Consider the following 11,606-nt stretch of genomic DNA (forward strand, 5'->3'; position numbering starts at 1 on the left):
CTGCCGGTCGAAGCGATGCTCAAGAAGATCGCATGTTCCCAATTGCGCTTGGGCATGTTCGTGCACGAGTTCTGCGGCTCGTGGGTCGATCACCCGTTCTGGCGCTCGAAGTTCGTCCTCGGGACCGATGCGCAGCTGCAAAAGATCCTCCAATCCGGCGTCAGCGAGTTGTGGATCGATACGGACAAAGGGCTTGATCTGGAGGGTGGCGCGACCGAGGTCGAGGTCAAAGCCCTGGCCGAGGCGGAACTCGAGCGGTTTGCCACCATGCCGGCGCCGCTGTTCCCGTCCGTGAACGACAACGTCAGCGCGGTGGAGGAAGCCAGCCGTCTGATCCAACGGTCGATGCCGAGGATCACTTCGATGTTTGCAGACGCGAGGCTAGGCAAAGCATTGGACTTGCCTGGGTGCGAGAGCCTGGTGTCGGACATCTGCGAGTCGGTGATCGCAAAACCCGACGCGCTGATCAGCGTGGCAAGGCTCAAACGACACGACGAATACACCTACATGCATTCGGTGGCCGTGTGCGCTTTGATGGTGGGGCTTGGCCGCCAGCTCGGCCTGAACGAGCGCTTGCTTATGAAGGTAGGTCTGGCTGGGATGCTGCACGACGTAGGCAAAGCAGTGATGCCGCTCGGCATCCTGAACAGACCTGGCAAGCTCTCGGACGCCGAATTCGAGGTGATGCGAACGCACGCGGTGCGAGGTCACGAGCTCCTGACGGAAGGTGGGGGAGTGGGCCCGGTCGTGCTCGACGTCTGCCTTCACCATCACGAACGGGTGGACGGCACCGGGTACCCGCATCGCTTGTCTGGCGACCGGATCAGCGCCGTGGCGAAGATGGGTGCGATCTGCGACGTCTACGACGCGGTCACTTCGGACCGTCCCTACAAAAAGGGTTGGAGCCCGGCCGAATCGCTCCGACAAATGGTGCAGTGGAAGGGGCACTTCGACACCAAGGTGTTCCAAGCGTTCGTGCGGACCGTTGGCATCTATCCCACCGGCTCGCTCGTGCGTCTGCGCTCGGGCCGGCTGGCAGTGGTAGCAGAGCAGAATCACGCAAACCTGTTGGCCCCACGGGTGAAGGCGTTCTTCAACTTGGAGTCGAACGTCCGCGTGTTCCCACGGGACGTGGACCTCGCCGACCCTGCAGAAGGCGACGCCATCGTGGGCTTCGAATCGCCGTCCGATTGGCGTTTCAACGATCTGGACGAGTTGTGCGGTTTGAAGCCAGCGTTCTCGGCCGGCAGGTAGAACCTGCGCCTCATCCAGGCAACGCCCTGCCTCGATCAGCGGGGGCGAACCCCCGCGCCACCGGCTCATGACGACGCGCGTCCGAGAACACAACGAGACTGAAAGTTTCGAAGGCATGATCTGCACCGGTCCTGACGTGCACGACGGCGAACGCCATGTCGATGGCTTCGCTGCGGTTGCATCATGAACAGACCCCATCAGCGTCCGCCCGAGCCTTCAGAATTGGCCTGACGGCCTAGCCTCATACCGGGCCGGCCTGCATCCCACGAGAACAAATGAGAACTGCTGACCTTACTGGTCCCGACCTCGACGCCTGGGTGGCGCGGGCTGAGGGGCGCAAACACATCGCCATCCTGCCCATGGACGCGAGCGACGACCCTGCCGAGTCGGAATTTGCGTGCTTTGCGGATGGGCATCGCTTCGACCCCTCCGTCGATCCGGCGCTGGGCCAGCCCATCATGGAGCGCGAGCGCATTGGCTCCATGTGGGATGGACTGCAGGAAGTGTGGTGCGCGATGGTGCCCGGACGAGAGCCGGGCCTAGGAGGCTTGATGGGAGGCCCTTCGATGCTGATTGCGGGGATGCGCGCTCGCGTTGTGCAGGTTTACGGCGACCAGGTACCGACTTGACCGCCCCGGCTCGACCTGCGCGGTTCGTTCACCGAAGAAAGACATCTGAAGGCGCAACCGCTGCACCAGCAAAGGCAGCCGGCCGTGGTTTCGGCAGGTCGTGAAGTAATGCGCACATTTCCGTAGCTTTTGTTTGCTAAGGGCGTGCGGCGCGGTGTTGTGCGAAGTTTGTCGGTGTGGCGGACCCTCCCACGCCCGAGACTTCCAGCATTACAAAGGGTACTTATGCTGGAACTGCTCACAGGCGCGTCAGAAGCCGAGAGAGAGCGCCTTCTCGTTCTGGAGGCGACCAAGCTCGTCGATTCGCCTGCGACCGAGGATTTCGACCGGATCACGCGGCTTGCTGCTGCAATGTTCAACGTTCCCACGGCGCTGATCTCCTTCATCACCCACGACCGCCAGTGGTTCAAGTCAAAGGTCGGCATGGAGGTGCCGGAGACGGAGCGAGGGGCCGCGTTCTGCGACCACGCGATTCGTTCGTCCGATGTCCTGGTGGTGGAAGACGCCGCCAGGGACCGGCGTTTCAAATTCAACCGTCTGGTCTGTGGTCAGCCGGGCATCCGGTTCTATGCCGGCGCCCCGCTCATCACGCAGAGCGGCCATGCACTCGGCAGCCTGTGCATCATTGACACCGAACCGAGAGAGCTATCGGAGCAGGAAGCATCCCAACTCAAAGATTTGGCCGCGCTCGTCATGGTGCAGATCGAGCGGACGGTTTCCGTCGGGCGCGTCCACGAAGTCACCCATTTGCCCAATCGAGCCCAACTGCGGTCCGATCTGCAGGACTTGGCCATGGCCGGTGACCCGGGCGCACGCGCACTCGCTCTGGTGGACGTCATGAGCAGCTCGCAGGTGCAATCGGCCTTGCTCGCGCTTGGCCTTCCTGCCCTCGAGCGCTCCGTTCGCGTCATCGGCAGCAGGCTTGGCAGCCTGCTTGGCTCGGACATCACCGTCTACCACGTCAGCGAGACCCGCTTCGCGTTCATGCTGAGCGTTGGCCAGCAGGAGGAAGCATCGACCAAGCTGGAATGGATCATGGCGCGCATGCGCGAGCCGTTCCGCTTCGATGGCGTCGCGTTCACACTGGAGGCGCGGTGCGGTGCGCTGATGTTCGATGCCAAATCGGACGGTCGCCGGGACCTGCTGCGCATGGCAACTTCAGCCTTGGTGCAAGCGGGGGCAGAGTCCGCCGCGCTGCGCTGGTATGCGGCGGACATGGACGTCCCTCATAGACGGGCCTACGCGTTGGTCAAGATGCTTCCGGAGAGCCTGGAGAACGGCGAATTTCGATTGGTGTACCAACCCAAACTGGACGTTGCGAAGAGGCGCTTTTCCGGCGTCGAAGCGCTGCTGCGCTGGTCCCACCCCGTGATGGGCACCATCTCCCCCGCCGAATTCGTCCCGGCCATCGAAAAGACGGCCGCGATCCATCAGCTGACGGACTGGGTGCTCGAAGCAGCGCTTGCGCAGACCGCTGAATGGCAAAGCCAAGGGCTGTTCATCACCGTCGCGGTCAACGCCTCTGCCAAGAACTTGGAGCATCCTGAGTTTGCAAGCAAGGTCCGAGAAGCATGCGATCGCCACCGCGTCGACCCGAAGTGGCTGCATATCGAATGCACCGAGAACTCAGTGCTGACGGGAAGCCGGACTTCGGACACCCTGCAAGAGATCGAGAAGTTGGGTGTGCAGATTTCCCTCGACGATTTTGGGGTCGGCTACTCGAATATCGCGTGCCTGAACCGGCTGCCCGTATCCTTACTCAAGCTGGACCGCTCGCTGGTCGCACCCATTGCCACGGACTTCCGCGCTTGGACGCTTGCGCAGTCGCTCATCGACTTCGGTCACTGCCTAGGCTACCGGATGCTGGCCGAAGGGGTGGAAGACGCGGAGACTTACGAAATGCTCGTCCAAGCAGGATGCGACGCGATCCAGGGCTACTTCGTCTCAAGGCCCATCGAGGCGACGGACCTGTTGCCGTTTCTCCGTGCGCAGATTCCAGCTCGATTGTTGGTCAGCTGAGCGGTGCCCGGCGAGGTGGCCCACGGCAGCTGCCAAGCGCGCCGACTGAGTCCGCCCTGCCGGAGAAGTTTGCGCGCAGTTTGTCGACACGTGCTCAACCACATCCGTTCGCATCTGCAAGAGCCAGCGCAGCGCATTCCTAAGACATCTCGTCGTCTTCGAACGCTCTGAGCCAGCCAAGCGTCCAGCTACCCTCCAGGACTTGGTGCAGCGGACTGCGTTCGGCTTTGGCAGAGTAAGGATTCGCCTGCAAGGGAACTCCCCTCGCGAACGCTTCAGCGCCTTCGCGGACGGCGGCGGCGACCACGGATTCCATGCTTCATGCTGAGCACCGCTGTGCACGGCGGGTGTAGGACTTGAAGTCGAGCCACGGACCGCCGTGTCGCATGTGGCGCAACGGCGCGCCGGGTTGAGCCCTACTCGACGTCTTCGCGCGACACGAACGGCAGTTTCTGTCCCTTGGCTCGCAGCCCAAGCGCCGCCGAGTGGACGTGACGCCAGTGGTTGAAATACGCCAAGGTTGCCTCCTCAGCGCTGTGCACCGGGATGCCGGCGAGAGCGGCCAGCGCATCCAGGCTAATCGATCCAGCGTGCGACTGACCGCCCGCAGCGAACCGGAACGCGATTCGAGGAGGGTCGAGACGGTATTCAGGATGCCAGTCCATCGACGCATTGTGCCCGGCTGGGCCATTCGCTCGTCAATGCCCGCGCCTTGGCATTCAGCCGCTGTGCCGGCACAGAGCAGCTATGTCAGAACGGCTGCTTCGACGCGATCGCGCGGTCAAGGGCCCCCTTGAGATTCCTCCTCAAGGCGCGCCAAATCCGAGCGAAAATTTTTGAGCGTGAGATTCATCGTCTCAAGCAACGCTCTGGCAGAACGAGCCAGTTCTCCATCAGGAGGCATTTGAGCCACCCTGTCAGATTGCTCGTCCACCAGGCGTGATGCGGTCGCTACATGACGTCGAGCGAGTTCAAGAGGCGTTTCGACTTCACGCATGCTTGTTCCAAACGTATTCGTCTGCCGGAGTATGCGCTCGGCGCGGCGGCTGATAAGACGCTTGCATTTTCATCGCGCGGACGCGATTCGTCGACCCTGCTTCAGTGCGTCGGCAATCTGTGCCGACAGGCGTCCAAGATCAGCATGCTGCTACGTCCGCTTGGATTTGCCGACCGCAAAGTCAGGGACAGAGACGCAATTGTGAGCACGCACGCTTTTGGACCAAGGCTTATTCGCGCGCTCATAGACATCCCTGGGCAAGCCGAGCGAGTCGTCAACCGGGAGGTGAGAGCCGATGATCCTGCGAACTGGGGCGCCGGGGAGCGTGGATCTGGGGCGAACAGTCGTGCCGTGGCACTGCGCTTGCCGCGTCAGGCTTGCAAAGCGAAGTTGTTCCACCTTTTGGTGGACACGCGCCCCCATCGGTGTTCCGAAACGTGTTGTAAATGCTGTTTGGACGACCTCGAAGGAGCGGTGATGTCAGATTCGCCAAGCGATCGGGAGGATCAAATCCTTCGCCTCTGCTTGATCGTTGCCAGCGACGAAGTCGGCGCGGCATTCGACGAACGCGAAGCAATGTCTTTCGTTTGGCGGCCATCGTCATCGAGCCAAAGCATGCAGCAGCATCCGGTCGTCTTCGGGCGGCAGCAACACGCTGGTTCGAGGCTCGATCCGTTCAGCCCCTGACCGTCGATGAGATCGTCAAGCGCGGTCGGATCCGCGGCCTTGCCTGGTTGCAGGACGAGTTGCTACGCAGGCTGGGCCCAAAAACCTGAATCGGCGCGCGGGAGGCCGTGTGCTTTGATGCGATGAAGAGCGGCGAGATGGCGTCCTCTCAAGCGCGCTGTCTCGCTTCGTCCCTCGTGGCGTCGACGACGGGCGCATGGACATCAGACTTCTTCCACCACGCGCGAGGCGATCCGTGTCGAGGGCTTGCCTGCAGGATCTTCCTTGCACAGCGATCCGCAGCCCAAAAGATGCTCGAGCGAACCTCGCAGGCTGGCGGTTAGCGACAGGTCAAGTGACTGGTGGCCGAGTGGCGACCAGTTCGATCTCGGCAGGCAGGAGGGACCGCCTTCCATCCAGCCATGGCTTCCCCACGAAGGGCCAAGTGCTTCGAAGGGCGCCGCCCGAGGGCGACGCCAGCCTCAACGCTACTGTCCTTCGATCCGCCAGAAGGTGATGTATTCACGCCCGTCGGAAGCGATCCGCTCTGCTCGAAGTTCGCGGACCGCGATGGCCGCCCCCGGGGGTGGAGCTGGCAGATTGATCGTGGTTGTGTAGGAGCCGTTGGAGGGCGCTTGGTCTTCGGTTTCCACGCGGGTGTCCTGGCCGTTGGTGTAGCCCAGGTAACCGTATACCCATGCCAGGCCTTGGGGGTCAAGGTTCGACAGGCTGACCGTGAGGTCGCCGCCGTTGAAAGCCAAAAACTGTGCGAACGTCGGCGCAACGATGGTGGCGAACTGCGCGCCGTTCAATTCATCGCCAGCAAGGGGGCGCAGCGGGACGAAGTCGGTCAGCACCGCACCGACCTGGGCGCCGCCGGAGTCGTAGGCGGTGATGGTGTACTCGGCGTTAGACGGCAGCGCCTTGATCTCCGCATCGGTGAGCGTGCCGCCGCCGCAGGTCGATGCCATCGTGCGGTAGTTGTTGTTCGTCGTCTCGGGTGTCACAAAGAAGCCGCCCAGCTCGCCGCGGTTCAGCCTCGCACCTTCCCCCAAACCGGGTCCACGAACGATCACGTGGTCGACGGTGCTGGTGTTGGACACATCTGGGTCCTCGATCAGCATGGTCAAACCGCTTTGCTTGCAGTTGCTCGGCTGAACGTTGCCCTGCACCGTGTTCAGGTAACTGTTGCTTCCCATCAGAGCAAAAATCTCCACATCGAACGTGCGCTGGTCCCCATGCAGCTTCCAGGCGCCGTCGTCTTTGACGACTTGCCAGTGCTTTTCGAACGACAGGCGAGCGCCGTTGGCTCCGAGGATGAGGAAGCTGATCCGCGCGAGCGGCCGTTGCGGGTTGGTGGTGTAGTCGATCGAGCGGATGGTGACGTCGGTGAAGCGCGAGCCGATCAGGGGTTTGAAACTCACCAGCAAATTCAGCGCATCGTCGGCTCGACGGTCCCGGTACAAGAAATCCGAAGACACGTAGGTCTTCAGCGCGCTGACAGAGGGGGCGGTCGTCGCGAACTGGTTGGAGAACGTCAACAGCAGCTGGCGGATCTGATCGATGTCCGATGGGCTGGTGGCAAGACCGGTGGTGTTGTCCATGGTGGCGGCACCTGCCTCCTGAGCAGCCCGTGTGGCGAGGTTGTCCTGGATCTGCTGCCGCGTGACGACGTTGGTGATCGTCGCGACCCCCGCGTTGTAATCGACACGCAGCACGTCGATCGCCCTGTCGATCTGGCTTTGCAGGGGCGTGAATTGCGTGCGCAGCAGGTCGATCGTGGTTTCCACGCCCATGGCTTGCAGCACCGGTAGCAGCCGCTCTTTCAGCTTGGACACCTCTTCGGTGAGCGCCGCAGCGGTCAGGGTCGAGAAGTTCGGGGCGTCGAAGTAGTTTCGCGCGACCTGGCCTGCGATGTTCGACACGACCAAATCGGTCAGGGGGGTGATGTTGATGACGTTGCCGATGTCGGCCTGCGTGGCGGCCGAGTGGACCACGTACTCGCGACCTCCTGCGAAACCGTCCGCGCGGAAAACGAACGGCGCCGTCATCCCGGCAACGTCGATGCTGTAGATGCCGTTGGCACCGGCCCCCAGCTGGGTCGACCGGGTGGCACCGGCTGCGTCCTTGACCGTGACCGTGCCAACAAGCGGCAGGCCCGCTGCCGCGGTCCCAGTGATGACGGTGCCGTTGCCGCCCGAACCACCGCCGGAGCCTCCCCCTGTTCCGCCACCCGTGCCACCGCCTGATGGGGGAGGGGTTGGAGAGTCATCGCCTCCGCCGCCGCACGCTGCCAGGACGACTGCTGCGCACAGCGCCGCAAGGAAGTTTCTTGAGTTCATGGTTACCACTCGGTTTTGATGCTTGGATGTCACAGCCGAAGCTCGTCCGGTGCGCGGAGGAGCGTCAGCGCTGGAATGACCAGGTCTCGCCATCGCCAAGCTCCACGGAACGAGGTTCGTGATGTCCTGGTGATGCGGGGCCAGCACGCAGGAACGTTCATCTCGCTTCCGCCCCTCTGGCGAACGGCTGAGCATCTGGTCGGCGAGCCGCGGTTCGCCGGGCAGCATCATTTGCAAGGTAACGCCAAACGTCATCCTCCAAATGCAGGAGGTGGCTGATGGGCAACCGCGGCAAAAAGCGCGAGCGTCAATACGTCGGGACGCGTTCGCGGGGGCTTCGCTGACAATCCATCATCGACACCGTTTCCAAGCTTGGGTCATGGACCAGAGCGTCATCGAGCGATGGGAAGCTGCTGCGCGCCGCGCCGACGAGTTGTGCGGCCTGACGCAAACTTACGTAGCGGCAGGTCGCATCGTCCCGCATCGGCTGATGGATGAGGTCGAAGCCGCGCAGGAAGATCCATTCCTTCAGTTGCTGAGTCTTTCGCGGTCACAGCGCCCAGGCGGTTCTTTCCATTGAACTTCCGGCGCGACCGAAGCGGCGGTCGAGGTCAAGCGTTGAAACTTGGCTCAACCCGTGGGCCATCAAACCCACTTCTCGACGGCGTCCCCGACCTGTTTCGACGCGCGTCGAAGCTCGACCGCATCGACCTCCGACAAAGACTGCTCGCCGCGCACTAGCCGAAACAGGCGCATGGAATCGCTGACGCCTTGGGCGCGGCCCTGGAGCGACTGCGCCGCCGCGGCAAGCTGCTCGACCAAAGCGGCGTTCTGCTGCGTGATGCCGTCGATCTGGTTCACGCCTTCGTTGATCTGTGCGATGCCTTGCTGCTGCTCGCGCGCGGCGCTGCTGATCTCGTCCAGAGCGGTACGCACTTTGGCGACCGAGGACAGCGCCTGCTCCATCCGCTCCCGTGCTTCGGTCGTGCGATTGGAGCCTTGCTCAACGCGTGAGGCCGATTCGACGATGAGTTCGCGGATCTCGCGCGCCGCGCCGGAGCTGCGTTGGGCGAGTGCCCGGACTTCGGAAGCCACCACCGCGAATCCCCGGCCGCTCTCCCCTGCACGCGCAGCCTCCACCGCTGCATTGAGGGCAAGGATGTTGGTCTGGAAGGCCACGCCTTCGATCAACTGGACTATCTCGCCAATCTGCTTGGAAGACTGGGTGATGCGCTCCATGGTCTCCGCAGCGGCGAGCACAGCGGCATTGCTGCTTTCGGTGACCTCGGCGGTAGCGTGCGCCAGCTCGGCACCGCGCATCGCCGACGTGGCGCTTTGTTGCACCGTCCCGTTGATTTCGTCCATCGACGCAGCGGTTTGCTGCAGGCTGCTGGCCTGCGACTCCGTCCGGGCTGACAGGTCGTGGTTGCCGGCCGCTATCTCGCCGACCGCGTCGCCCAGTTGCCTTACCTCGGAGCGTACGTCGGCCACCACCGTTCGCAAGTTGACCGACATCTGCATGAGCGCTCGCTGCAGCCGGCCGATGTCGCCGGAGGCGTCGGTGGCCACACGGTGAGACAGATCCCCGGAAGCCAGCCTGTTGGCGTCCGAGACCAATCCTTTCAGAGGTGCCACCATCAGTCGGCGCACACCCCAAACCGCCGCAACGGTCGTGACTGCGGCCACCCCCAGCACTGCGGCATCGGGCAAACCGGCCCAGGCGGCCAAGACGATGGCAGCCGACGCGGTGAGCTGCAGGGCAAGCAGTTTGCCGTGCGTTTGCGGTTGCAGCGTCTGTCCCAGGCGGCCCCAAAGGTCCCGGCGGCGCACCTCCCCGCGGTGCAGCACATGGCGCAGGTTTCCGCTGGCAGCTTGCTCGCGCATGCTCGCGTACAAGCGCTCCGCTGCCTCCACCGCTTCGCGGGCCGGATAGGTTCGCACCGAAAGGAAACCCGTGATGCGGTCCCCATCCATCATCGGAGTGGCGTTCGCCTGCACCCAGTAGTGATCACCATTTTTGCGCCGGTTCTTGACGTAGCCGCTCCAAGGCGAGCCGCTTTGAATGGTGTTCCAGAGATCGCGAAACGCCTCTGCCGGCATGTCGGGGTGGCGCACGAGGTTGTGCGGCTGGCCCAACAATTCTTCGCGTGTGAACCCGCTGACTTCGATGAAGGCTGGGTTGCAGTAGGTGATGCGTCCTTTGAGATCCGTGACCGACACCAAGGTCTGGTCCGCAGGAAATTGGTATTCCCGGCCGCTGACGGGCTGGTTGTTGCGCATGGTGCTTCCCACTTGGAGTGCGGTCGGCCCAGTCTAGTCACAGAGCTGACGAACAAAGCTGCACAAACGCTGGGAATATGCACGGATTGACGGCCATGACCCTCTCGTGCCTGCCAGCACGCGTGACCGAAGCGGGTTTAGGCGGTCTGGTGTGGCGAAAGACCCGACCCAGAGCGGCAGTGCGCATCTCCTCGCCTTCCTGGACAGCAGGGCATCCGCCTGACAGGCGGGAAGCCGTTCGGGGAGACTTCCGCCATGGTTTCTGCGCGTGCAGGTCGCTATGCCGGGGACGCAGCAAGAGTCCGGACCCGACTCTCGCGACGCCCTGAACGCCGCCTCTACCGCCACGGCGGCGACGAGTTGCTGCAAGAGCACGTGGCAGAAGACCTCTGCAAATTGTGGCGGCTGGCTGCCGAGTCCAGCCATTGCCGCGCAAGCGCACCTTTGCCCTCGTACCGCTTCCCTGCCGTCGGACATAGCACCAACGGATGGAAAAAAGGCACCGCGAATGGCGTTGCCGGGCGCCGACGGGCAAAGGTCGCGACGTCGGCGCAGCGTTGCGCCAGCGCAACTTCGAGCAGCTGAAGTCCCGAGGCAGCGTGCCGCTGCATGGCGTCCAAGGTCGCCTGCTTCATCTCGGACATGGTGCCAGCAGCGTCAGCCGGCCGGCGCACTCGTTGGCGAAACGTCCGAGGCGACGCTGACCGCGTCTTTCGCATCAAGAGGTGAAGATCGCTCGCCCAGCCGACTTTTACTTCGATTTCACGGTTTGGCCTCGATGCTGGTCCTTCGACAGCTGTATGGCTGAACCGAGAAAAGCCACGGCAAGCCGAGGCTTGATGCGCCAAGACCGCAGTCGCGACAAGCGGAACTCGCATCGTCGTCAAGAGAATGTAGGAATAATCCTACAAACTGAGGCCATCCTATTTGCCTCCTGTCCCCGTCAGGCGTCGCGGCAGACACAACGATGAGACGCTGCATTTCGCCAGCGGGCGTAGAAGCCGGAGGTTGCTGTCATCGGACGACCTAGCCACCGCGTTACCGCGCGGGGACACGTCGAAATGGATGAATACTTGGTACCGCCGTATTCGGCATTGTTGGCGCAACGCCTTTTATCCGCCGGGGTGGACGATGCTGCGTTCACGCTCTTGCTGACAGGGGGCGCGCTGCCCTGCAAGGGATCCATTCGTCAATACATCGCGTATTGCAGCGATGCCCCTGTGAATCTTTTTGCCGGGGCATCCGCTCACGTCAACGTGGCCAAACGGATGGAACTCGTGCTCAAACTCATCGACGTGAGCGGTCTGGGTCCGCAGGATGCGCGCTCGATCGAATTGCTCATTCAGGTCGCGCTTCTAAAATTTCCCGTTCGCCCTGAGCAACGCAACCCTGATTGAGAGCTGCGTGCTGTCGCGTCGA

At 62.8% G+C, this 11,606-nt stretch carries 10 protein-coding genes; 6 read left to right on the top strand and 4 right to left on the bottom strand.

The genetic code is table 11. The annotated features are described in order from the left end of the window. Positions 1–15 precede the first annotated feature (15 nt). The 3 genes from IE209_RS27150 (at position 16) to IE209_RS27160 (ending at position 3,902) form a co-directional block, all read left to right on the top strand. The gene (locus tag IE209_RS27150) at positions 16–1,254 is read left to right on the top strand and encodes an HD-GYP domain-containing protein (protein WP_189690003.1); all 1,239 of its coding nucleotides are present in this window, start codon (positions 16–18) and stop codon (positions 1,252–1,254) included. Positions 1,255–1,529: 275 nt separating this feature from the next. Continuing rightward, on the top strand, positions 1,530–1,883 hold the full coding sequence (locus tag IE209_RS27155) for a phage protein NinX family protein (protein WP_189690004.1): 354 nt from the start codon (positions 1,530–1,532) through the stop codon (positions 1,881–1,883). A gap of 225 nt (positions 1,884–2,108) precedes the next feature. Continuing rightward, on the top strand, positions 2,109–3,902 hold the full coding sequence (locus IE209_RS27160) for a putative bifunctional diguanylate cyclase/phosphodiesterase (RefSeq protein ID WP_189690005.1): 1,794 nt from the start codon (positions 2,109–2,111) through the stop codon (positions 3,900–3,902). A gap of 416 nt (positions 3,903–4,318) precedes the next feature. Here IE209_RS27160 and IE209_RS27165 read toward each other — a convergent pair whose 3' ends face one another. Then, the gene (locus IE209_RS27165) at positions 4,319–4,567 is read right to left on the bottom strand and encodes a hypothetical protein (protein WP_189690006.1); all 249 of its coding nucleotides are present in this window, start codon (positions 4,565–4,567) and stop codon (positions 4,319–4,321) included. A 290-nt stretch (positions 4,568–4,857) separates the two neighbouring features. Between IE209_RS27165 and IE209_RS27170 the strand changes: the two genes are divergently transcribed. Further along, positions 4,858–5,586 (top strand): hypothetical protein, encoded by a 729-nt coding sequence (locus tag IE209_RS27170; RefSeq protein ID WP_189690007.1) that lies wholly within the window; start codon positions 4,858–4,860, stop codon positions 5,584–5,586. A 467-nt stretch (positions 5,587–6,053) separates the two neighbouring features. On the opposite strand, the gene IE209_RS27175 is transcribed toward IE209_RS27170, so the two are convergent. Then, complete coding sequence (locus IE209_RS27175) at positions 6,054–7,907, bottom strand: hypothetical protein (protein WP_189690008.1); 1,854 nt, start codon at positions 7,905–7,907, stop codon at positions 6,054–6,056. Positions 7,908–8,286: 379 nt separating this feature from the next. On the opposite strand from IE209_RS27175, the gene IE209_RS27180 reads away from it, so the two are divergent. Beyond that, entirely contained in the window at positions 8,287–8,487 is a 201-nt protein-coding gene (locus IE209_RS27180) for a hypothetical protein (protein ID WP_189690009.1), read from the top strand. A gap of 65 nt (positions 8,488–8,552) precedes the next feature. Here the strand turns inward: IE209_RS27180 and IE209_RS27185 are convergent, their stop codons facing one another. Both IE209_RS27185 and IE209_RS27190 read right to left on the bottom strand, forming a co-directional pair. Further along, the gene (locus IE209_RS27185; protein ID WP_189690010.1) at positions 8,553–10,187 is read right to left on the bottom strand and encodes a methyl-accepting chemotaxis protein; all 1,635 of its coding nucleotides are present in this window, start codon (positions 10,185–10,187) and stop codon (positions 8,553–8,555) included. 338 nt (positions 10,188–10,525) lie between these two features. After that, on the bottom strand, positions 10,526–10,831 hold the full coding sequence (locus IE209_RS27190) for a hypothetical protein (protein WP_189690011.1): 306 nt from the start codon (positions 10,829–10,831) through the stop codon (positions 10,526–10,528). Between the two features lie 417 nt (positions 10,832–11,248). On the opposite strand from IE209_RS27190, the gene IE209_RS27195 reads away from it, so the two are divergent. Next, positions 11,249–11,584 carry a hypothetical protein gene (locus tag IE209_RS27195; RefSeq protein ID WP_189690012.1) on the top strand — a complete coding sequence of 112 codons (336 nt, stop codon included), beginning with the start codon at positions 11,249–11,251 and terminating at the stop codon, positions 11,582–11,584. The last annotated feature ends 22 nt before the right edge of the window (positions 11,585–11,606 follow it).

It is taken from the genome of Pseudorhodoferax aquiterrae (assembly GCF_014652235.1).
GTDB classification, from domain to species: Bacteria; Pseudomonadota; Gammaproteobacteria; order Burkholderiales; family Burkholderiaceae_C; genus Pseudorhodoferax; species Pseudorhodoferax aquiterrae.